This is a genomic window from Mycoplasma sp. 10961, assembly GCF_055523525.1.
On the sequence record NZ_JBVFVD010000001.1, the window covers coordinates 708,576 to 733,064 of the forward strand.

The following is a 24,489-nucleotide window of genomic DNA, read 5'->3' on the forward strand; positions in this document are numbered from 1 at the left end:
TAAAACTCCTAATTTTCTTCATCAAATTGAAATGTTAATCCGGAAGTATCATCATTAAAAATAATTTCATCTAATTCGTGTAATTGTTCGTTAGTTTTAGGATCAATTGTTTGGGTTGAATCATCAACAATATTACTAAAGTCTGACCCTGGGAAGTTGTTATGATTTTCAAAATTATTTGATTGTGATTTATTTATATTCACTTGGTTTGTGTTAGAACTTATAGTTTTTTGCTCATTACCAAAACCTTGCGTTCTAGATTGTAAGATCTTAATATCTGATACAACTACATCAAAAGATCTTTGCAATTGATTAGTAGTTAGATTAGTATATTGGCTAATATGAATCTCACCTTCAATGCATAGCATTGTCCCTTTGCGAATATAATTCTTAGCAAACTCAGCTTGATTTCTCCATAATACAAATGGAATAAAATCGGTTTGACGCTCATTATTAAATCTTTTACGATCTACGGCTAAAGTAAGCCTTGAATATGCAACACCTTGCTTTGTGTAAGATAATTCAGGTTCTTGTGTTGTGCGCCCAATTAATATAACTCTGTTTAACACTTTAACTCCCTCCTAATTTTCTAATAAATGATATTTTGAAATTAATAATTCTTATTATTGCTCTTGTTGTTTTTCTTTTAAATCTTTTGTATAAACTCTTTTTCTTGGTTGTCTATTTTGTTTTTGTCCAGCAACACCTAGTTTAGTGTTAGGTTGGAATCCTTTTTCGGTATCCAAGTTAATAACAAGTACTCTCCAAATTTCTTTAATAATATTTGTACGACGTGTAAATTCTGCAATTTTAGAACCTTCTGTTTCAACATTTGCCAAAACATATTGTCCAAATGCAGATTTATTAATTTTGTAAGCTAAACGATTGTTTTCCAATTTTTCAGATTTTGTAACACCTGCTCCAAAAACATTTGTTAATAATTTAAATGCAACAGTTGCATCAGCTTTTGGATCAACAATCATCATAATTTCGTATTTGTTCATTGTTCTCCTTATGGTCTTACTGGACTATTTATTTATATAATAGTCAAGGAGTATTTAGCTTAATTCTAAATTATTTATATAGTTTGCTCTTATACTCGTATCTATTATATTATTAAACGTAAAAAATCAAAATACTAAATAAATAAATTTATATGTTGTTTTTTGAAAAAGTAGGGGTAGCATAAGCAACTAATAACTTTTATGACTAAACTAGGTTTGGGGATATTGTTTTAAAAATAAATTTTTGTATCAATTAATAAGTTCTCTTCCAAAAGCGATCACTGAAGTGTCTTTATCCCTCTTTATATCACGATATTGCACTGTAAATTTTTTTTTGATTAAGAAAACCCTTCAAACACGGGATGGATCAGGATTATAAACATCAGGGATTGGAGCAGGGCCTAGATCGCTATCATGTGGTTCAATAGAAGTTATCGTTACACTTTGATTATCATAAATCGGTATTATAGATGAGCCTCGTGGTTCTGTAGAATTACCTGATACCGTTTTTATGAAAATATCATTACTTTTCAAAAGATCATATGCATCTTTGTTATTTAAATATAATTCTTCAAATAGTTTTTTTATCTTTGTGCTCTCATTATATTCATTTGATTTATTGAGTTCTTTAAATTTTTCTATAATATAAGTGTCAAAATCATCTTTAGTAGTTATTCGTGCATAGCGTGCTGCAAGTCATTTTTCTTGTTTAATATCTTCTAGATAAGGATAGTAATTACTGAAAAACGTAATATTAAATGTGTCAATATCTTTTTGTCTATATTGCTCTTTAATTGTTTCTTGATCTTCTTCTAATCATTCTTTAGGTGCGAAAACTCCTGATTTTGTAAATGGTTCATATACACGGTAAATATCTTGATATATTTCTTCCAGTTCTCCAATGATTTTTTCTTCACTTAAAATAGTAGGTTCTTTTGTATTATTTTGTAAGTCTTTTCCTTCTTTAGTAGTATCTTTTTTACCGTTAATATCCTTAATTTTATCGACAAAAACTGGAGGTTGTTCTATTGTTATTACTACAGGAAGTTTATTTTCAGTTTTTTTATCTTTGTCATCGTCATCAACCAAAGGTTCTTTAGTAATTAGTTGAGGTTCTTTTGTGCTACATGAAAAACTTATCAAAGGAAGAAAAAATGACACTGACAATAATAATTTTTTAATAATTTTCATCTCTTACCACATGGGTTACAGCAACAATATCATCAACAGAGTTTTCAAATGAACTTTCTGATAGTTTTCTAACTGTATATCTATAAAGGCCACTTTCAGGAACTTTATATTCTATTAATTCATCGTTAGTTACAATTGTAACAACACTTTCAACTGTTCTTCAGATTCCATTATTTTCTAATTTTTCAAGAATTAAATCATAGTCTGAAAATCATCTATTTTTTTGCCTCTTTTTAGCTTCTTCTTTTTTAAGTCAGTGGGCATCTTTATGTGTACTTACATCATAAGAATTAGAAATTAATAACGATTGATTGGCATTATATTCCCTTGCTATAGCAAATCTATTTAACCTATTTTCTCAATAGTTATTGTTATTTAAAGAATAATATGAAAACATTGGTGAACTTTTTAATATACCCGCATTAAAAGTTCAGGAACTAGATATTTTAATTGTTTGGCCTTTTTTGAGTTCTAATGTATCACTTGCAAGCACATAAGTACCTGAAGCTACAGTTGGGTTAATTTCCTTAACTTTATAGTTTTGTGCTGCTAAAAGCATTGCTTGGAAATCTACAGTTCCTGCCCCATACTTTTCTGCATAACCACTAAATTTATATTTTAAACCTTCTATTTTTGGGCTTACAGCTGAAGCTGATAAAATCGCTTTTACAATTGGGACCCGATTATCACTATTTCTTATTTTTTTATTATATTTCATTAGGTTTGAAATTAAACCTGTTACAATAGGAGCAGCGTAACTAGTTCCGTTATAGTAATTATTTACGTTATATACAGGATTATAAAATTGAGCTGGTGCAACCACTAATGGTTTAGAAATATCCTTGAATTCATTTGTTAATCTATAGTTAGAGTAATCGGCTATAATATTATATTTTAAATTTTCTCTTGTTGCTTTATCATCAAGTGCTCCGACAATAACAGAATTAAACGATAATTGAGGACCTGTAATAAGGTGCATATTATCTTTGCCATCGTTACCTGCTGAAAAAACGTTTATTACTCCATACTTACGAGATATATAATCAAGAAAATATGCATTTTCGTTATAACCTTGTAAATAACTCGGGTAAATTTCTTTGTGCACACCTATTTCCTTGTACATACGATATCCATAACTATGGTTAATTAATTTTATGCCATCTTTTTTAACCATTTTCTCAATTAATGAGGTTCAGTGACTATCAAAATTATTAAATCTATGTAAATATATTTTAGAAGATTGATCAATTCCATATTGACCTCCTGCTATCAAAGACACCATAGTTGCATGAGTTTTAGAATTTGGATTTTTTTCAGTTTTAAGGTCGTTTATTTCAATACCATTTTTAAAATATTTTTGATATTTTGTATCAAAACGATGGTTCCAAACTTCTACAACACCAAATTTATTAACATATGAATTATTTAAATGATTTGAAGCATTGACAATATTTGCATTTTTATTTACTGAATCAATAAATTTTTTTAGGTTAGGATCAATATTCCTATCATCATCTAAAAGTCTGACAACTGATTTTGGCAACTCTACTTCTTTAGGTTCTTTATCAAAGGGCTTAAGTGTATCAAGATTGTTGGAATTAATATTATTGAACTTGTTTTCGAAGATTATAAACTTATGAATTTCTTTTCAATCTTTAATAACTTTAACAAAACTTTGTCTATCACTTTCATCATCGAAATAAAATCATACAATAGGCATCATTATTGACTTTTCAAATCATTTATAAATTAAATTATTTTTATTTACTTTGTTTACAAAGTCATTATTAAATTTACTTATAAATTCCTCGTTTTCAGTTTCAAAACCTGGATTTAATAATAATTTCAGTTCAAAATCATTGTTCACAAAGACCGAAACTTGTTCATTATCATTATTTAACTCCATTTTAATTCCTTGGTTTCTAATTTCAAATTTCTTATTAACTAATGAATCATACCAATCTAATGATTGATTTTTATTTTTGTTAAATGATGAAACACTAAAAGCCAGACCAACTATACTAATTTCAATAATTGGAAAAGTAATTATTTTTTTTATTTTTTGGTAATAATTTCTCTTCATAATTAATATTATACCTGTTTCCTAATATTTATTTTAACAATATAGAAATAGACAAAATGCAAAAATAAAACCTTTTTTTGTTTTTTTGTTGTAAATAATTAAAAAAACTGTATATTTTATAATATGAAAAATCTAGTTATAGTAGAGTCACCCAACAAAGTTTCTACAATTCAAAAATATCTTGGAAACGATTATAAAGTTATAGCATCTGTTGGTCATTTTTTAAAAATGAAAACAGACGGTCAATATAGTTTGGGGATTGATTTAGAGGCATGAGAACCAAAATATTCATTAGACCGCACTAAGACCAAAATAGTTAATGCAATTAAAAAGGAATTAAAAGATACTGATTTTGTTTATATTGCAACAGATCCTGACCGCGAGGGGGAAGGTATTGGAAACCATTTAGTAAGTTATTTTAAAATTGAAAACTTCAAAAGAATAAAATATAATGAAATTACTAAAGATGCAATTTTAAAAGCAATACTAAATCCAGTTGATCTAAACCAAGGTTTAATTGATGCACAAAAATCGCGCCGCATGCTTGATCGCATTATTGGTTTCAGGCTGTCTAATTTAATGAAAGCTAAATTTAAAAATTCCCCTGGTATCCCAACAGCAGGGCGCGTACAATCTATTGCCCTTAAATTAGTTGTTGATCGTGAGCGTGAAATACAAAATTTTATACCTGAAGAATACTTTATGTTAAATGCTAAATTAGAAAATAATCCGCTTTTAACATATTATTATAATCCTAATAATCCATCTGATCGTAAGGGTTGAATTTTATCAAATGAAATAGATAAAATTAAGAAGCATTTTGAAACTGCACCTAAAACATTGCTCGTTGAAAACCTTGCCGTATCCCAACGTAAAGTTAGTGCAATAAGTCCACTGAAACAAGCTGCATTATACAAGAAAAGCCCGTATTCTGCAGCATCAACCCAAGGGATTTTACAAAAACTATATGAAGGTTTTGGAAATGGTGGATTAATTACCTATCCCAGAACCGATAGTACACGTTTATCAAATGATTTTATAAATGCAGCCCAAAAGTATATTAAGCAAAAATGAGGCGATAAATATGTTGCTAAAGAAATTAAAGGTTTCAGTGGTGATCAAGACGCTCATGAAGCAATCAGACCTACTGATGTTTTCTTAACACCTGAAAAAGCAGCAAAAATGCACCCTGAATTAACTGAGTATGATTTAAAAATTTATAAACTAATTTATGATACAACACTCATGGCTTTAATAACTCAACCTATTAGGGAATCTAAGTTATATGAATTCTCTAATGATAAATATAATTTTAGACAATCATATTCTAAAATTATATTTGATGGGTATTATGTAGTTACACAAAAAGAACAAGAACATATTGATCCAAATTATACAAAAGGTCAAATTGTAAATGTAGAAAAATTTAATTTTGAAGAACACGCTACAAAACCTGCTCCAAGATATAATGAAGGTTCCCTTATCGAAATGCTTGATTATATTAAAGTAGGCAGGCCATCAACTTTTGCTACTACTGTTAATTTAATTAAAGAACGTAAGTTTGTTAATAACGAATCATCACAACTAGTTCCAACCGAATTTGGTTTTGCAATTTGTGATTCATTAACTGATGTATTTTCAAATATTATTAACGAAAGTTATACAGCAAAAGTTGAAGAAGAATTAGATAAAATTGCTGATAAGCAATTATCTAAAAACGAGGTTTTGCAAGATTTTTGAGATAAATTCCAAGAAGAATTTGCATATGCTTCACAAAAAATGAATGTTTATACATTTGAAACACCATCTATTAATCAAACATGTCCACAGTGCCAACAAGAACTATTAGTGCGTAATAACAAAAAAGGACAACAATTTATTGGCTGCACTGGATTTCCTAAATGTAAATATACAGCAAGTTACGAAGAGCACAAACAATATTAAAAAATGTTTAGGGTTATAAACCTTAAACATTTTTTGTTAGTCTTCGATAGGGTCAATTTCTTTGATATTTTCTAATTTACGGCGGTTAAGCGAATCTAATTTTTCTAAGAAATCTTGTTTTTGGAATTTCTTTTCAAAAGCAGCTTCCATTTTCTTAATTGAAGTACGTTCAATTTCGTCCATTTTTTCTTCAATTTTACGAGCTGATTTAATGATGTCTTCAGCAGCTACACCAATAACCTTTAAACGATCTTTTAATCTTTCAAAGTTCTTCTCAACTTCTTCTTCAAAGAATTTTTTAAATTCAAGTTTAATTGTTTCTTTATCCTTAAAATCTTTCAAATCAACATTTACTTTAGCCTTTGTTTCAAATAACAATCTAAGCATTCTAACTAGAGTGATAAAAGAACGATCCCTTACTACATAAATATTGTTATGACCTTGAACCATTTCAATAAAAATATCTTCATCTGGATTTAGTTCCGTAATTAAAATACCATAATCTGCATCATTATTGTAGGTATCTTTTGATAATTTTGAGTAAAATTCTTCGTTTTTCTTGGAACCTTTTTCACTAACTTTGGCTTTTATTTCTACAACTATTTTTCCAATTAAAATACGATCATAAGATTTTTTATCATAAAACTCAATAATAATATCTGGTTTTATTCCGTTTTTGGTTTGTGTTGCTTTATAAAAATTGATATGTTCGTCAAAATTAAAGTTATTTTGCAATAAAGAGTGAATATAAGTTTCATAATCTTCACCGGCTGCTTGAATGTGACCTAAAGAGCTACGTTTAATAGTTAACCCATTAATTTGATTTTTTAACGCTTCTATTTCTTTGTTTTTTTCATGTAGATTTTTATCTAAGTTTTGGTTAGTATTTTTTAAAACTACTATTTCTTTTTCTTGGTCATTTAGTTGTTGCGATAATTCGTGCCTTACTTGCATTTCTTTATTTTTAAGTTTATCAACAGCTTGTAGTTCGAGATGTTTCTTTACATCATTTATTTCATCTCTTTTAGATTGTTTTAATTCTTCTAATAGCTTATTTAATGTTTTAATTTGTTGATCTTTTTCTGTTAGTTTAGTTTGTAAATTAATAGAGTTATTTTTTGCATTATTCAATTCTTCTTGTAATTTAAGTTTTATTTCTTGCTCTTTTAATTTAAGGTTATTTTCTTGTTTATCTGCTCATTCTTTTTTCGCTAATTCAATTTTGTTTGGTATTATTTTGTTATAAAAATCATCTTTTTGGGCTGATAATTTTTTTTCATTACTTAATTTAAGATCATTATATTCTTGTGATTCTAATATGGATTTAGTATTTTCCGAAATAGCTTGCTGGTAAATTTTTTCTTTAGCCACTTTATCAATATTGTTAATTGCACTTGCTATATGTGATGAAATTATTTGGCTTTGCTCGTCTGTTAAACCTTTTAAACTAATATAATCACCTGGATTTGCATATTCTAATATTTCAAATTCCATTTTTGCAATATCTTTAATTTTAATATTTACTTTTTTCATTTAAACTCCTAACTTTGTTATACGTTAATTACTATTTTGTAATTAAAATTATATACTTAAATAAGTAGAATGTAAATTATTATTACATAATAATTTATAACTTGTCCAATGACAACTATTTAGGTCCATATATAAATCCCTTGGAAAATGAACTAATTTAATTAAAATATGGTATAAATTATTTATGAGAATCAAACATAACATAGATAAGTACAAAAACTTAACAAACTACGAACTAAAAAAACAGCAATCTCTCATATTAATTGCTGCTAATATTGAAAAATCTTTATCTCAACTTAGTTTAATTACAAACCTTAGTGTGTCAACTGTAAAAAGATATAAAAAAATAATAAAAAGTAATCAAGAAATTTACATCAGTCATAAAAATAAAAATCAACAAAGAAGTTGCAAAGTTACAGATTCAGAAATTCAATTAGTGTTTAAAGATTATTTAAAAACATGTGAAATTATTTTAAATAGCATTCTAACAAATAACCAACTTTCGTTTAAAAGTTATTATTATTCAGAATATGGTTATTTTATAAGGCAAAAAATTTCTTACAAAACTTTAGTAAGAAGATTCAACCAATTAGGATTATTTAATATACATACAACCAAAAGAGGAAGAAAAATAGCAAAATTATCAAAGAAGAAAACTTCACAAGAGACAACATTGCTATTAAAAAAATATTATAAACAAATTAAACAAAATGAAAAACAAAGACAAGTTTTGGGTCTAAAGAAAAATTTAGAATTTGGTGAAATATTAAATGGAAATGTCACATGCAAGTTTTTTAGCGTGTGACATTGTTTTTGTCTGCCTTGTAATAAAATAGTTGTATTAATAAATTTTAAAAAATGGAAGGAGACTTTAAAATTATATGAAAAATTTAGAAAAATATATTTGTGTTTTTGACAAATATCGAAAAGAAAATAAATATCAACATTTTAAAATTGAAGAGAATTACAACACTATCTTGAAAATGCAAGGAGCTCTTGAGTCGCATCGAAAATTACGATCAGATCAAATCGATCTAGAACAACTTTATAATATTTTACAAGAACTTTCTGAAGGCTTCTCAATCCAAGAAGTAGCCAAGATTTTTGATAGATACATTCGAAGTATAAAAAGTAAAATCCAAATTATTACAAATCGCAAACCACTTAGTTTAGATAAACAAAATCGTTATGTTTGTCCTAAGTGTTCAAAAAGAGTAATGCGGGTTAAAACCCTTAATTTTACCAAGCTATACGAACATTTATTAGGCTATTCATTTTCGCGACTCTTTTTTGTAAGTGATGCAATTAAAGAGAAATGAAAGGCCTACAGAAAATATTGGTATAGTGAACTTAATACATACAATAAAAATAGAAATAAAAAGAATTTGCAGCAAAAAGAAGTTAAGAAATCAGTTGCTTACCTTGTTAATTCTTTTAAAAAATTCTCCCCTGATGAATTTGCTCCTTCGCCTAGTACAATTTATAAAATAATCAAAAAATACCCTTATTTCCTTGATTTTGACCATATTGTTAAAAAATCTGAAGGCAAATATGGCATAAGGAAGAAGAAGCAAACCAAACCTAAAACATTAAAATATGCTACAGAAATTTCAAAACGTCCAGCTTATATTAATGATCGCTCTGAACACGGTCATTTTGAATTAGACACCGTTATTGGTAAAATCAATGATACATATTGTATTGTGACCATAATTGAACGGCAAACAAGAATGTCTTATGCTATGCTCTCAAAACGCAACTCCAAAGCTATCAAACAAACTCTTGTCAAACTAATCAAGAAACATAACTTAGACATTAAAACTTTAACAGTTGATAATGGTAGTGAAAATGTCTTATTGCACCAGGTAATTCCAACTGAAAGATTATTTAAATGCCAACCATATAGTTCATGACAAAAAGGTTTAATAGAAAATATGCACCGCTTAATTAGGTATTACATTCCAAAGGAAAAAGTTTAGATAAATACTCTCAGCAAGAAATTGATTATATGATGGATAAAATAAATAACTATCGGCAAGTTGTAAGGCAATATAAGATAACCTAAAAACTTTTTTTAATCCCCCGCCTTTGATTGCAATCAAAGGGGCCTTACTTTTGGCAAAAGTAAGCAAAACCGACGTGAAAACACTGCCGCGTTTTCTGTTTTCGCATACATTTTTTATGTAAAATTTATGTTAAAATTAAAAGACAATTATTTTGTTAACATCTCGCAAGTGACTTTTCCAAAAAAGAAAGTTTTTAACTTATAAGTTATGCACATTATGGCAAATAATTTTATGTATAATTATGTTTTATTATTTAATAACTGCAATTTAATCTTTTTTAGTAAATTTATTAAATAACATTCTAACTTTGTAGACATGTAAAAGATATTTGGACAAAATCCGAATATTTTTTATTCGTAATTGTTTAAATTTTATACTTAACTAACTTGTGTATTATTCTCATAAATAATTTATACTATTTTTTTAAATAAATTTGCTTTCTTCAATATTATTTATATATATCTAAATATTTGTCATTAACATCCGAAAATACCCAGTCTAACACAATAGTTATTCTACAAACTTTTGGTATAATTTAATATATACAAAATAAAACAAATAATAAAACTTATGTTTAATATAAATATTTAGGGAGCAAATTATGAAAAAGAAGTCAAAATTATTATTTTCATGTTTAATCAGTTTTTCAGGATTACCAGCGATTTTTACACCTTCAGTTGCTAAGAAGTCTGTGATTGTTAATGAAAATGATATGATAATTTAAAAAGTAAAATATTTGAAATTAGAAAACAACCTATCACGGTTGCACAAAATTCAAATAATCATATTGTTGATATACAAGTCAATAACTACTTTGAACTGAAATTATTATTAAATCCAGGTTTTGAAACTGAAAATGAGGAATTTATAACTAAATTAAATAATGACTTTATAAACAAAGTAAATAAAAATAATTTAATATATAAAAATTTTAATACTATTAGTATTTTACCAATAGTATGGTTTTACTTTGATACCGAACAGGATAGGAAACATTTTGTTACAGAGGTATATAAATGAAATATAATTTATAAATTTATAATTTTTGAAAACAAATTCAATAATATTAATTCCACCAATATTGATCCACTCAAACCCTTTGATAAAGAACCTGAAGAAGTAGAGTCGCTAAAATCCGTTGTTAGACTTTTAGATGATGATAGAAATATTGATCTTAACTTAAAAAAATTCATTGATTCAGTAAATAAAAACGCAAATATTGTTAATGCTTCAAATCATTTAAATAACACCTATGTTAACAAAATAGGCGTTTTAGAATGGTGATCATATCCATTTGATACAAACTACCAAAAATATTTTAAAAATGGTATTGAAATAAACGACCTTAATGCTGAAAAAAATCCCAAGTCCAAAACTCATTCAACTATGGTGTCTCTGATTGCTGGAGGTCAATATGGAATTGATCGATCTTCTAAAATATACTTGCATACAATCAATAACTTCGATAGCATATGGATGTCATCAATTGAAAAAATGGTTAAAAAAGATGGCATAAAATTAATTAACCATAGTTATGGTCGTAAAATGAGACATAATAGAGAAATACAACTGTCATATATAAAAGATTATGCAGAAAATGCATATTTTCTAGATTTTATCTCTAGAAAATATGGAGTTATAAATGTTTATTCTGCAGGTAATGATGGAGCAGACAACGAACATTCATTTGCAGGGGAGACATTATCATTTAATTCAATAGTTGTTGGCGCTCTTGATGATAATGCAACAAAACAAAACCTAAAATATAATAAAGTTGCAAAATACTCAAATTATAAGATAATTGAAGAATTCAAAGATATTTCAAAACCTTTAGTTGTTGCACCAGCTCAGTTTTATAATCCTGTATATAACGTAAATAATTACTATAACGGAACTAGTTACGCTGCCCCTGTTGTAACAGGTTTAATTTCAAACCTAATGAAATATAATGAAAAAATAAGAAATAGTGATAATAGGGTTTCAATTGTAAAAGCGATTTTATCAGCTTCAGCTGTAAGCCCAAAAATAGAAGGTTTAAAATATAAATTTAGTGGTTATGCAGAAAAGTATGGAGCAGGAACTGTAGATTTTCAAGCAATGCTTTTAGCAGCACAAAACTATAAAGTTAAGGAAATTAACCCAACTGTAGCTTCAGGTACTTATGTGCTTGCAAGTGATGTTTTAAACCTTAGCAAAGGCCAAACAATTAAAATATCTAGTTCCTGAACTTTTAATGCCGGTATATTAAAAAGTTCACCAATGTTTTCATATTATTCTTTAAATAACAATAACTATTGAGAAAATAGGTTAAATAGATTTGCTATAGCAAGGGAATATAATGCCAATCAATCGTTATTAATTTCTAATTCTTATGATGTAAGTACACATAAAGATGCCTACTGACTTAAAAAAGAAGAAGCTAAAAAGAGACAAAAGAATAGATGATTTTCAGACTATGATTTAATTCTTGAAAAATTAGAAAATGATGGAATCTGAAAAACAGTTGAAAGTATTGTTACAATTGTAACTAACGATGAATTAATAGAATATAAAGTTCCTGAAAGTGGCCTTTATAGATATACAGTTAGAAAACTATCAGAAAGTTCATTTGAAAACTCTGTTGATGATATTGTTGCTGTAACCCATGTGGTAAGAGATGAAAATTATTAAAAAATTATTATTATCAGGGTCATTTTTTCTTCCTTTGATAAATTTTTCATGTAGTACAAAAGAACCACAACTAATTATTAAAAAACCTTTGGTTGATGACGATACCAAAGATAAAAAAACTGAAAATAAACTACCTATAGTAATAACAATAGAACAACCTCCAGTTTTTATCGATAAGATTAGTGATGTTAATGGTAAAAAAAATGAACAAAAAAAACCAGATAAATCAATAAATAATACACAAGACACTAAAAAAAAACCTAGTCATGAGCACTGACCATTTTATGATACAATAGATGAAAAAGCAGCCCATGCTGAAGTTAACCAAATATATAGTATCATCAATAAAAAACATAAAAAATTTACCAAAAAAGCCATATTTGCACCACGGGAATGGGTAAATCAATCTAATTTTACTATTAAAAAAGAATACATGCAAAAAGACCAAGATGTATTTAACAAAACATTTTTTAATAAAAATCCACATTTTGAAAGTAACCTCAAATGAATAAAAAAAGATTTTATTAAAATAACTACCAATGAAGAATTTGATAAGTACATAATAAATCGCTTCAAAGAATTAAATAAATTTCATAATTTTAATCAAGATGTTCAAATTAAAAAATTATTCGAAGAATTATATTTAGATAATCAAGATGTATATGTTATTTTAAAAGAAAGTGATATTTTTATAGACAGTTCTAATTATCATGAGGATAGCCCCGATGATAGATCAATTATAGTTACTTATGAAAATACCATTGCAACCTTAAATATAATATTCCCATTCGACTCTTTAGCTCCAGGTGTAACACATCAATACTATGAACCTGATCCTTCCTTTAGAGTTTTTTTAGTTAAAAAAAATTATAACCTTAATTGAAACATTATTACTCCAAAGGAAAGTGAAAGACCTACTAGTTTCAGAGATAGATTAAAAAAATGATATGATATTGAATTTAAAAAACATTTACCTTAGGTATAAGCAAAACATAAAAGAAATTTGTTATATTTCTGTTTATCATTGATTTCTTTTCTAAACCTCATTTTCATTAAATGGTTGCCAAAATGACTCATATATTGTTTTTATTAATCAATTGCTAGTATTTAGCATACTGTTTATTACAAACAAACAAAGTTTTTAGAATTAAATAAATATTAAAAACATGCAGTTATGATAGACAGGGAAAAAATATTCGGACAAAATCCGAATATTTTTAATATAAAGAAAAAGAGGTAGTTATGAGACATTTAAAGACTAAAGAATGAATCAAAATTTTTGACTTATACGATAAATATTTGAACCTGGGAATAACCAAGTCAGAATTTGAAAATTTATGTTTTGATATCAGAAAAGTATACTGAAATAAAGAATCAATGAGAAATATGTTAAAGAAAAGAAAACTGTATAATTTAAATATGAACATAGAATCACAAAGCGGTAAATCACCTAAGAAAGATAAAGGTGTTGGGAGAAAGAAAAAGAAAGTTCTCGATTATACATGAATTGATACTCTTAAAGATGATGAAAAAGATGCAGTTATAAAATACTACTATCGAATTTTTAATGAAAATAATATTGATGCAGATATCTCAAAGATAAAGAAAATCAAGAATCTGTCACATACTAAAAAATCTAAAATGATATGTGTTTCAAGATCTACATATTACGAGAAATTGAAAGATAACAACAAGACTAAAGAACTAAAGGTTAAACACAAAGAAATAATTTTTCAAAGTTTTGTCGAAAATAAAGAAAGGTATGGACGAAGGAGACTTGCTAAATATATTTTCCAAGAATATAATATTCAAATAAATCCTAGAACCCTAGGAAATTATATGAAAAAACTGAATTTGAAAACATTTGTTAGACAAAAACGTAAAACTAAAGAATCTAAAAATACTAGTGTTAAAGTACCTGATTTAGTAAAAAGAGATTATAATTCAAGCAACAATAATATATATGCAACAGACGTGACCTATATACCAGCACCAAAAGATATTGAACAGAATCATATTTATTTATCTGCAATTATTGATCATAAAACTAAGTTTGTGACCTATGAATTATCACTTAGAAATGATACTGAACTAATTTTGAATAATATCACCAATACAAAATTCAAAAATAATTTTATTTTACATTCTGACCATGGATCTGCTTATTCTTCGCTTGAATATACTAAGAAAATAAAATCACTAAAAGGTAAAATATCAATGTCAAGAATTGGTAATAGTCTTGACAATCGTGAAATTGAGTATTTCTTCTCAATTCTTAAAAGTGAAATTTTCCCAAATTTTGATCAAACCTGTAAAAGACTTACTTTTATTGAATTATCACAAAAAATCAAAGAATTTATAAACTGATATAATTATAAAAGAATAAGATAAAAAAACCTTCCCAAAGCATTCCGTTTGGCTTAGCCAAATGGTATGGTTGGGGAAGGTAAAACCGTCCGAAAAAAATTTCCCAGTTTATGATCACTGCATGTTTTATCAATATTCTGAATTTATTTTATATTAATTGATCAAAAATATCATCACCTGTTTCACTTACAATATCAACACCAAAGTTTCTGGCAACAATATTCCCTAAGGTTCCTAACCCTTCAAAGTTAGGTAGTACTTTTGGTTTAGTAAATGATTTTGAAAAAATAGTTGCTGGTAAAAATTCCCTAGTGTGGTTGAAACCTGGATAAAGCGGATCATTACCATGATCTGAAGTCATAATTAATAAATCATCTTCATTCATCGCATTAATTAATTTACCTAGTTTATCATCTAATGATGCAATATTTGATGCAAAGCCACGAACATTTCTTCGATGACCATAATGTGAATCAAATTGTACTAAGTTTGTGAAAATAAATTTATTTTCACCGCCTTTTGTTGCTAAATCAATCGTAATGTCCATTCCATTAGCATCACCTTCACTTGGATAGTGTGTGCTAATTCCTTGCCCCACAAAAATGTCATTAATTTTACCAATTGAAATAACCTCAACACCTTTTTCTTGTAAACGGTTTAAAATCATTTCTTGTGGTTTATTTGCATAATCATGACGATTAAAAGTGCGGGTGAAATTACCAAAATCACCAACATATGGGCGAGCAATAATCCGCCCAACATTCCACTCAGGACGAGAAGAACAAATTTCACGCGCTGCTTTAGCGTATTTATATAAATTATCTAAACCAGTTCACTCTTCATGTGCACAAATTTGTAATACTGAATCATTTGAAGTATACACAATTATAGCACCACGTTCCTTTTCTTCATGAGCTAACTCGTTAATAATATCAGTTCCCGATGCAGATTTATTTCCCACAATTGGACGGTTATCTCAAGCTTTTGATAAAGCTTCAATTAAATCTTCTGGGAAACCTGTTTCAGTAAAAGTTGGAAATGGTACTAAAGTTTTAATTCCCATCATTTCCCAGTGTCCAGCTAAGGTATCTTTTGCATTAGATACTTCTTGTACTTTAGCCATATATGCTAAAGGTTTTGATACATGGTAATTCCCATTTAAATCAGTAATATTACCAATTCCTAATTTTCTCCATGTATCTATTTTAAATTCTTCAACCATAGAAGCAGATCTAATTGTGTTTGCTCCATGATCACCAAAACTCTTTTGGTCACGGTCTGGTCCAATACCTAGTCCGTCTGTGACTATCATAAAAATTCTTTTAAATTTTGCCATAAAATCTCCTATATTAGATTAATAAAAAATATCACATTTGATATTTGTTAATATTATACTATTTTATTCAAATTTTATTGATAAATAATAAAGAAAGATAATGAAAAAGGCTTAATCATTATTAAGCCTTTATTATATTTTTCCCATGATTAGAAAAATGAATTATTGTTTAATTTGTTTTTTATTGCTTGTATCATTTCCTTTTGCTTTCAAGTTGAAAGTCTTGTGTTTTTAAAATTTATCTTATTCTTTAAAAACTCGTATTCATCTGCTGAAATATATTTTTTCATGTCATCAATCGTTTGACACGAACCATTTCAAATATCGTATTCACGTTTTAATTTAGAATTTAATTCATTTAAATTCAATTGGTTATAACTAACGTTTGATTCAAATTTATATTGTGAATTATAAAATTTATTAAAATAATTTTGGGTTTTTAATTTTAAAGTATTTCAAAACCAAGCTTCGTAATTATCAATATTTTGAAGCATATCTTGTGATAGCATGTCTAAAAATACCATGAATAATTGATTTCTAATTTCATCTAGTTCAATATTATATTTACGGTATAATCAGTAAATTCTTCAAACTAAATTACGAATTCTCTCATAATATAAATTATCAAAACGATTAATCAAATTATTCGTTGTAATAAGTTTTTTGTCGTGTAACTTTAAAAGCGTTATAAATTCAGGACTTAACTTATTAATAAATATCTTATTCATTTTTAGCTAAATAATCAAAAAGCAAAATAGCAGTTGCTACTGATACATTTAATGATTGAACAGTTCCCTTTTGATCAATATAAACTTTAGAGTCACAAACTGATAAAACACTTTTTGAAACTCCTTCACCTTCATTACCAACTACAATAATAGTTGGGCTATTATACTTAATTTTTGTGTGCGAGGTTGCGCTTTTGTCTAATGCACTTGCATAACTTCAATAGCCAGTTTTCTTCAGTTTTGTAATTGTTGCCGATAAACTATTAACGCGATAAAAATTTAAACCTACAAAACCACCAGAAGCTACCTTTAGTGCTGTAGAATTAATTGAAGCAGCATTTTCCTTTGGTAAAATAACATCTTTTACCCCAGCTGCATTTGCACTACGAATAATTGCTCCTAGATTATGAGGATCTTGTATTTTATCTAAGACTAAAACAATTTTAGGTTTATGTTTGATTAAAAACTCAAGATCACGATAGTTTAAGGATTCTAAGTAAGCAATAAATCCTTGGTGATTATCTTTGGTCAATTTATTAAGATAACTAAGTTCTTTTACTTCAACATGAAAATTTTTATTGTTAAATAATTTTAAATTATCTTTTTTACTAATTATAATTTTTGAAATTTTCATATTGCTCTTTATCGCATCAATAACTGAATTTTTCCCACACACTAATAATTCTCTCATATATCAACCCCCTTTTTTTCCTATTTTTAGTACTTTTTTATAATAATTTTTCTTTTATTAACACTGATCTTAATTTATCAGCTTCAAAATAGTTTTTATCTTTTAAAAATTCCTGCCATTTTTTGTAAATATTTTTATATTTTTCAAAATTTATTTTCTGAAAATCAAAGCCTAAATCATCAAAAACTTTAATAATTGTGCTAATTAATAATGGATCTTTATTTAAATTTATTGATTTTATTATGTCATTTAAGGTTTTCATAAAAGCAGCAAAATTTAACTCAAAAATATTTTGCATTAATTTTTGATATATTTCTTGATTATAAATATTAAAATTAAGATTATGCAATATACCCATAAAATATATTTTAGTTATTTTAGTTAATATTGTTTCAACATTATTAACTAAATTATCATCAATATTTATTATGGATGTATATGAATTTAACAATAAAATAAATTTAAAATGATCAGGAGAATATTTGCTAATAAACTCATTAGCCAATATAATATTATTTAAAGATTTAGACATTTTTTCATTATTTAAATTAATTTGTCCAGTTCTAAATCATTTTCTAGCTAAGTCTTTTTGATATAATGCATAAAATTGAATATTTTCATTTTCGTGGTGTGGAAATGTCAAATCCACACCACCCCCATGTAAATCAACTCCACTTGATCCAAAATGCTTATTAATTAATGCAACACATTCAGTATGTCATCCGGGACGACCTAATCCAAAACTAGAATCATATTTAATACCTAAATTTGTTTTTTTTCAAAGTGCAAAATCAGCTTGATTATGTTTTTGAAAACTAGTTTTTTCAAAAACCATATGTTTTAAATTTTGTCCCGATACTTCCCCATAATAATCTTGATATTTATGAGTATCAAACCAAACATTATTATCTAAAACATATGCACTATCCTTTTTAACTAAGCAGCTAATAAAATTATTAATTTCAGTTAAATTAGTTGTTACATATTCTAAGTTTGTAATAGTATTAACATTAAATAATTTTAAAATATTTAAATAATCATCAGAGTATTTTTTAGCAATTTCGGTTTCGCTCACACCTTCTTGAATGGCTTTATTAATAATCTTATCATCAATATCAGTAATATTATGCACAAACTTAAAATTAACTTTTAATGCTCTTGCTGCTTTAAGCATTAAATCATAAGTGATAATCGGGCGCATATTACCAATATGTACGTAGTTATACACTGTTGGCCCACATAAATAAACTTTTAACATATTTATATTATAAATATTTTTAAATTTAATACAATTTATATAATTAAAAAAAAGAAATTAAGGAGCATAATGAACTTAACAAACCAAATTAAAGATTCTTTAAAGAAAGTTGTCTTAAAATTACAAAACGAAAAATATTTTGATTCAAATTTTGATGCAGATCATTTAGTTTTCACCTTATCTGAGCCCAATATTCCTGAAAATAAAAAAACATCTGAAATTGAATTTGATTTTTCTTCAAACCTTGCTTTTATTTTAAAAAAATACACAAAAAATAACCCTTTAGCAGTTGCAAATGTTTTAAAAGAAAAATTAGATAATCTAGATATGTTTGAACTTGTCGAAGTAACAACACCTGGATTTTTAAACTTTGTTTTAAAAAATTCCATTTTAAACAAAGTTTTAAGCAACATTATTTTACAAAACAAAAATTATGGATCCAACTTTGTTAAACCTGAAAAAATTAATGTTGAATTTGTATCTGCAAACCCAACAGGTTTTTTACATGTTGGTCATGTGCGGGGGGCTGTTTTTGGAGATTCACTAATAAGAATTTTAAGACATGCCGGGCACCATGTTGAAGCTGAATATTATGTTAATGATGCTGGAAATCAAATTGATAATTTAGCTAAATCAGTATATATTCGTTACCAAGAGCTCTTTGGAATTTACGAGCAAATGCCAGAAGAGTCTTATAAAGGTGATGATATTATTTGAGTTGCAAAACAAATAAAAGACAAAGTTAATGATTATTTTTTAAATAATTTTGCTACTAAAGAAAGTGAGCTAAAATCATTCGCAACCCAAATTTTACTTGATAAAATCAAAGTGGATTTAGCAAAAATTAACATTTATTTTGATACTTTTTCAAGCGAAAAAGCATTAACAACCAAGAATTTAATTAAACCTGTTTTAATTAAATTAAATCCAAATACATACCAAAAAGATGGAGCTTTATTCTTAAATACCACTAAATTCGGCGATGATAAAGATCGTGTATTAATTAAAAGCGATGGATCATATACTTATTTAACACCTGATATTGCTTATCATGAAACTAAATTACAAAAAGCAGATAAATTAATTAATATCTGGGGTGCTGATCATTCTGGATATGTTGCAAGAATGAAAATTTCACTCCAGGCATTAGGTTATGACCCTGATAATATTAATATTTTAATAATCCAATTAGTCAGATTATTAAAAAATGGACAAGAGTTTAAAATGTCTAAGCGTGCTGGAACAAGTGTAACATTAAATGATTTATTAGATGTCGCCTCTTCTGATGCAATTAGGTTTGGTATGCTGACTAGAGAAATTGGCACAAAATATGATTTTAATATTGATCAAGCTAACTTAATGGATGCCTCTAACCCAGTTTATAATTTACAATATGCTCATGCTAGAACCGTATCATTACGTAATAATTTAAAACCTTTTTTACTTGATCCAAACAATCAAATTACTAATAAAGCCAGAAAATTAATTATTGAATTAGATCAATTCACAGATTTATTGCAAACTATTGTTAAAACAACAAAAGTAAATTTATTAACTCAATATTTAATAAATTTAACTAATTTATTTAATAGTTTTTATTCACAAACACGTTTAATAAATCACCCACAAGAAGCTTATTATAGTGCTTTAGTATATGCTGTTCAAATGGTATTTAAAATTGGTTTAAACTTACTGGGAATTAGTGCCCCTAATTTAATGTAAAATAACATAATCATGTGCATAAGAAAATGCATATGATCTTACTTTCCTAATAAATGGATTTTATAAAAAATATTGAAAACTACCTAACTTCATTATTAAAGTTAGGTAGTTTTAGTATAGTTAAATTAAGAGTTTATCATTTCAACTTTTTCGCCTTTAGTAAATTTAAACTTATATGTTCCTGTTAGAAGGTTTTGTTTCTTAGGATCTGAATTATCTCATAGACTAGTCAGAGTGTAAGTACCTGTATTTCATGGATAAAATGGTGCAACTTTGAAAGTAACTTTATCTGCAGTTTGGCTATCTATCCAAGTTTTTCTATTAGATCCGTTTGTAGTATCATCTGCATAAGTATTATTTTCTGCACGTAATTCATATTTAAATAATTTATCTTTTACTCTTTGGTAAATATCTTTATCTGCAACAATTTTGAAAATAATGTAATTTTTTTTTGAGAGTCAACTTCAACAGTTACACTATCAAATTTTAAAGGTTTTTCTTCAGTAGGTGTTGAATCTGATGTTTGTTGATCAGTATTGCCAGTGTTTGTACCGTTATTTGTATTTTTTTGTTCGGGTTCTTTTGGAGGTTGGTTAGTAGGTGTACTATTTGAATCTGATGAGTTAGTTTCCCCATTTAAAGTGGTACTGTCAGGTTGTGAAGCAGAGTCGCGAGTGCTAGTTCCTGTAGAACCTGATTCTGTATCCTTTGTAGATCCATTTCCGGAATTACCTGAGGAAGTTTGGTCAGTTTCAGAGTTTGCTTGTCCACTGCCATTTGAAACATCAGTATTACTTGTGTCTCCAGAGGAGTCTACATTATCTTGTTTTTGTGTTTCTTGTTGTTTGTCTTGTTCAGTACTAGTTGTCCCAGAATTCTCACTACTATTATTTTTTTCAGTTTCTGATTCATCCCGTTTTGTTGGACTACTATCTTGATTGTTAGTTCCATCATTAGTAGGTGGTGTCGGTTCAGGAAGAGCAGGTTTTTCCGGATTATCTGCACCAGTTGATCCATTATCAGTACCATTGTTTGTTTTTTCTTCATCCTTTTGGTTTACACCAGTTCCAGGTTCTTCTGTTGCTGGTTCTTTTGGAGCAGGGGCAGGGCTTGGTTCAACCTTAGGTGGTTCTTGGGCTCCATTATCATTGACAGGATCTTTGCTTGGGTCTTTTGGAGCAGGGTCACTAGTTCCTGGATTCGATGGTTCATTTTCTTCTCTTGGTGGATTAGGATTTAATGGCTCTTCTTGTTCCCTATTTTCAATAGTTGGATTTTGGGTTGACACATCGTTTAATGTTGTAAATGAACGTTTGACATTAAACAACGTGTCATTATTTACCTTAATGGTATCTAATAAATATGTAGTTCCTTTAGTTAAACCAGTAATAGTAATTTTATATTCATTATCAGCTGGTTTGTTTAAACTTGAAACTGTAAAATTATGAACAGTGTCATTAACTTTTACATTAAGTTGGTCTGTTCCTTGTAGACCAGTAATTTTAGTGGTGAATTGAGCACTAGTTTGAGTTACTGTAATTTCACTAACATTTTGAATTCTAAATACTCTTTTGTCTGGTTGCTTTGCATTGCACGAAACAGCTGTGACAGCGGTAATTGAGACTAAGTTAGTTGTTACTAATAAAAATTTACGTAATTTCATAACGTATCTTCCTTTCATATAAATATATTTATATAATAATTAATTTGTCTAAAATCAAATTAATAGATTTGTTAATCTACTTTAATTTTAATATATATATATATATATGAAGAAAGTTAAAAAACTTGACAGTTTAAAAATATTCAAGAGAATTAATTTTTTGTTTGTATTTTTAAAATTTAGTGATATAGTTAAGTTCTTAAATTGTTTAATCATAAATATGTATCAAAAATAAAGTGGGATTTTCAAAATCTCACTTTTCAAATAAAATAATTTTATGAGTTTTTTTATAATAACTGTGTCCAAATCATAATGCCAGTTTTATTAAAATATTGAAAATAAATAAGAAAGGTTAAACGCAATTTTATCGATTAAAACTTTATTTTTTGGTTCATTTGAAAAAATTTAATAAAAACGATATGAGGCTTCAATTCCTTATTAAAATTTAGAAAAAGTGGTTATCCTTTCGATAAGTATCAGTGTTTTTGTATCATACTTAGATTTTATATAATTGCTTTATATAAACAATACAGGTTATATAGGCAAATGCACAACTAAAAAACAATCAAAAATTTAAATATCTAAATAAATTTATATAACCAAAATCCATTATATAAATTTTTATCATTAATTAATAATAATTATACTTTTTTAATATATAATAATAATCAACTTAATAAGCAAGTTAAAACAAAATTAAAAATTCAAAATGGAAAGGCTCAAAATGAAAAACACAACTATGCTCGAGGTAGCGAGCCAATTTGTTTTAAATAATTCAGAACAAAACTTTACCTTCAATGAAATTTTTGAAATAGTTGAACAAGAACTTAAGGAAAATTGAATCAATAAATTCTTAATCAATAATTCAGAAATTTCATATGAAGAAATTAGAGAACGCAAAATGGGAGAATTATACCGTCTATTAACTGTAGACAAAAACTTTTTAAGAAATGATGATGGAACTTGATGTTCTAAACATAAAATTTATTAGGAGATAAGATGGCATTAGTAAACGCAAAAGAAATGTTAAAAAAGGCTAAAGCAGGAAAGTATGCAATTCCTCATATTAACATCAACAACTTAGAATGAGCAAAAGCAGCTTTAATTACAGCACAACAAGAAAACTCACCAATTATTGTAGCAACTAGTGAAGGTGCAATTAAATACATGGGGGGGTTTAATGTAGTAAGTGGGATGGTGCTTGGTTTAATCAATGATTTAAACATTACAGTACCAGTTGCACTTCATTTAGACCATGGATCATATGAGGGAGCAAAACAAGCTATTAAAACTGATGGATATACATCATTAATGTTTGATGGTTCACACTACCCATTTGAACATAACTATGCAAAAACTAAAGAATTAGTTGAATTAGCAAATGAAAGAAATATGTCTTTTGAAGCTGAAGTTGGAACAATAGGTGGGGAAGAAGATGGAATCGTTGGTAATGGTGAATTTGCAGATCCAACTGAAGCAAACAAAATCGCTCAATTAGGAATTGATGTTTTAGCAGCGGGAATAGGTAATATACATGGTCCATACCCCGCTTCATGAAAATCACTTAATTTTGAAAAATTACAAGAAATTTCAGCAGCTGCTGGAATTGGAATTGTACTTCATGGCGGAAGCGGTATTCCTTTAGATCAAATTCAAAAAGCAATTAGTTTAGGTGTAACCAAAATTAATGTTAATACTGAATTACAACAAGCAAACCACAAAGCCCTTAGAGCTTATATTGAAAGTGGCAAAGACCTTGAAGGTAAAAACTTTGATCCACGTAAATTATACAAACCTGGTTTTGAAGCAATGTGTGAAACAGTAAAACAAAAAATTCATGAATTTGGTTCAAAAAATAAAGCTTAATAATTGTTTATATAAAAAGAAAATATTTAATTCGAATGAAATTTATTTAAATTTCAAAACATACATCATGCTTATTTTATAGCAAACCCCACAGCTAAACCTAAAAAATTGCTAAGCTTGTGGGGTTTTTATTATGAAATATAAAGTAAAAATTATACATTGCAAGGCAATCAAAAATAAAATTTTTAATTCAAGCACAATGTTTTGTTAATAAATTAAGTATTAAATGGAAATGTCACATGCAAGTTTTTTGCATGTGACATTTCCAATTAATATTCCAAAAAACATTAATAAATTAAGGAAGACTTTTATAAAAAATATTATAATTATTATGTATTATATTTACTAATACAAAATTAAAGAAATA

Annotated in this window: 20 protein-coding genes; 10 read left to right on the forward strand and 10 right to left on the reverse strand. The window is 27.1% G+C overall.

Annotation, left to right across the window (positions count from 1 at the left end):
- Window positions 1-8: 8 nt before the first annotated feature.
- The 4 genes from AC0B4T_RS03015 to AC0B4T_RS03030 all read right to left on the reverse strand — a co-directional run bounded on the left by AC0B4T_RS03015 (window position 9) and on the right by AC0B4T_RS03030 (window position 4,278).
- Entirely contained in the window at window positions 9-569 is a 561-nt protein-coding gene (locus AC0B4T_RS03015) for a single-stranded DNA-binding protein (RefSeq protein ID WP_465103076.1), read from the reverse strand.
- A 54-nt stretch (window positions 570-623) separates the two neighbouring features.
- A complete protein-coding gene (gene rpsF / locus AC0B4T_RS03020) occupies window positions 624-1,004 on the reverse strand; it encodes a 30S ribosomal protein S6 (RefSeq protein WP_465103077.1) in 381 nt (126 codons plus the stop codon).
- Window positions 1,005-1,214: 210 nt separating this feature from the next.
- A complete protein-coding gene (locus tag AC0B4T_RS03025; RefSeq protein WP_465103078.1) occupies window positions 1,215-2,195 on the reverse strand; it encodes a hypothetical protein in 981 nt (326 codons plus the stop codon).
- On the reverse strand, window positions 2,182-4,278 hold the full coding sequence (locus AC0B4T_RS03030) for a S8 family serine peptidase (RefSeq protein WP_465103079.1): 2,097 nt from the start codon (window positions 4,276-4,278) through the stop codon (window positions 2,182-2,184). The genes AC0B4T_RS03025 and AC0B4T_RS03030 overlap by 14 nt, the downstream gene beginning before the upstream one ends.
- A 123-nt stretch (window positions 4,279-4,401) precedes the next feature.
- Here AC0B4T_RS03030 and topA point away from each other — a divergent pair, with 123 nt between their 5' ends.
- Window positions 4,402-6,222, forward strand: a complete 1,821-nt coding sequence (gene topA, locus AC0B4T_RS03035; RefSeq protein WP_465103080.1) for a type I DNA topoisomerase — start codon at window positions 4,402-4,404, stop codon at window positions 6,220-6,222.
- Window positions 6,223-6,258: 36 nt separating this feature from the next.
- On the opposite strand, the gene AC0B4T_RS03040 is transcribed toward topA, so the two are convergent.
- Window positions 6,259-7,755: a DUF2130 domain-containing protein gene (locus AC0B4T_RS03040; protein ID WP_465103081.1), complete on the reverse strand. Its 1,497-nt coding sequence runs from the start codon at window positions 7,753-7,755 to the stop codon at window positions 6,259-6,261.
- A gap of 184 nt (window positions 7,756-7,939) precedes the next feature.
- Between AC0B4T_RS03040 and AC0B4T_RS03045 the strand changes: the two genes are divergently transcribed.
- The 6 genes from AC0B4T_RS03045 (at window position 7,940) to AC0B4T_RS03070 (ending at window position 14,882) form a co-directional block, all read left to right on the forward strand.
- Window positions 7,940-8,692, forward strand: coding sequence for a hypothetical protein (locus AC0B4T_RS03045; RefSeq protein ID WP_465103082.1), 753 nt, complete (start codon window positions 7,940-7,942; stop codon window positions 8,690-8,692).
- A complete protein-coding gene (locus AC0B4T_RS03050; protein ID WP_465103083.1) occupies window positions 8,637-9,734 on the forward strand; it encodes an IS30 family transposase in 1,098 nt (365 codons plus the stop codon). The genes AC0B4T_RS03045 and AC0B4T_RS03050 overlap by 56 nt, the downstream gene beginning before the upstream one ends.
- 688 nt (window positions 9,735-10,422) lie before the next feature.
- Window positions 10,423-10,545 (forward strand): hypothetical protein, encoded by a 123-nt coding sequence (locus tag AC0B4T_RS03055; protein WP_465103084.1) that lies wholly within the window; start codon window positions 10,423-10,425, stop codon window positions 10,543-10,545.
- A 515-nt stretch (window positions 10,546-11,060) separates the two neighbouring features.
- Entirely contained in the window at window positions 11,061-12,491 is a 1,431-nt protein-coding gene (locus AC0B4T_RS03060; RefSeq protein WP_465103279.1) for a S8 family serine peptidase, read from the forward strand.
- Window positions 12,478-13,470 (forward strand): hypothetical protein, encoded by a 993-nt coding sequence (locus tag AC0B4T_RS03065; protein ID WP_465103085.1) that lies wholly within the window; start codon window positions 12,478-12,480, stop codon window positions 13,468-13,470. Before AC0B4T_RS03060 ends, AC0B4T_RS03065 begins: the two co-directional genes overlap by 14 nt.
- A 263-nt stretch (window positions 13,471-13,733) precedes the next feature.
- Complete coding sequence (locus tag AC0B4T_RS03070; RefSeq protein WP_465102743.1) at window positions 13,734-14,882, forward strand: IS3 family transposase; 1,149 nt, start codon at window positions 13,734-13,736, stop codon at window positions 14,880-14,882.
- 124 nt (window positions 14,883-15,006) lie between these two features.
- Here AC0B4T_RS03070 and AC0B4T_RS03075 read toward each other — a convergent pair whose 3' ends face one another.
- The 4 genes from AC0B4T_RS03075 to AC0B4T_RS03090 form a co-directional block, all read right to left on the reverse strand.
- The gene (locus AC0B4T_RS03075; RefSeq protein WP_465103086.1) at window positions 15,007-16,194 is read right to left on the reverse strand and encodes a phosphopentomutase; all 1,188 of its coding nucleotides are present in this window, start codon (window positions 16,192-16,194) and stop codon (window positions 15,007-15,009) included.
- Window positions 16,195-16,343: 149 nt separating this feature from the next.
- Entirely contained in the window at window positions 16,344-16,922 is a 579-nt protein-coding gene (locus AC0B4T_RS03080; protein WP_465103087.1) for a hypothetical protein, read from the reverse strand.
- On the reverse strand, window positions 16,915-17,613 hold the full coding sequence (gene rlmB, locus AC0B4T_RS03085; RefSeq protein ID WP_465103088.1) for a 23S rRNA (guanosine(2251)-2'-O)-methyltransferase RlmB: 699 nt from the start codon (window positions 17,611-17,613) through the stop codon (window positions 16,915-16,917). The genes AC0B4T_RS03080 and rlmB overlap by 8 nt, the downstream gene beginning before the upstream one ends.
- A gap of 37 nt (window positions 17,614-17,650) precedes the next feature.
- Window positions 17,651-18,871, reverse strand: a complete 1,221-nt coding sequence (locus AC0B4T_RS03090) for a class I tRNA ligase family protein (protein ID WP_465103089.1) — start codon at window positions 18,869-18,871, stop codon at window positions 17,651-17,653.
- Window positions 18,872-18,940: 69 nt separating this feature from the next.
- Between AC0B4T_RS03090 and argS the strand changes: the two genes are divergently transcribed.
- Window positions 18,941-20,593 (forward strand): arginine--tRNA ligase, encoded by a 1,653-nt coding sequence (gene argS / locus AC0B4T_RS03095; protein WP_465103090.1) that lies wholly within the window; start codon window positions 18,941-18,943, stop codon window positions 20,591-20,593.
- Window positions 20,594-20,987: 394 nt separating this feature from the next.
- On the opposite strand, the gene AC0B4T_RS03100 is transcribed toward argS, so the two are convergent.
- A complete protein-coding gene (locus AC0B4T_RS03100) occupies window positions 20,988-22,256 on the reverse strand; it encodes a hypothetical protein (RefSeq protein WP_465103091.1) in 1,269 nt (422 codons plus the stop codon).
- 709 nt (window positions 22,257-22,965) lie between these two features.
- Here AC0B4T_RS03100 and rpoE point away from each other — a divergent pair.
- Together rpoE and fba are read left to right on the forward strand one after the other, a co-directional pair.
- On the forward strand, window positions 22,966-23,247 hold the full coding sequence (rpoE, locus tag AC0B4T_RS03105) for a DNA-directed RNA polymerase subunit delta (RefSeq protein WP_465102186.1): 282 nt from the start codon (window positions 22,966-22,968) through the stop codon (window positions 23,245-23,247).
- Window positions 23,248-23,255: 8 nt separating this feature from the next.
- The gene (gene fba / locus AC0B4T_RS03110; protein WP_465103092.1) at window positions 23,256-24,122 is read left to right on the forward strand and encodes a class II fructose-1,6-bisphosphate aldolase; all 867 of its coding nucleotides are present in this window, start codon (window positions 23,256-23,258) and stop codon (window positions 24,120-24,122) included.
- Window positions 24,123-24,489 lie beyond the last annotated feature (367 nt).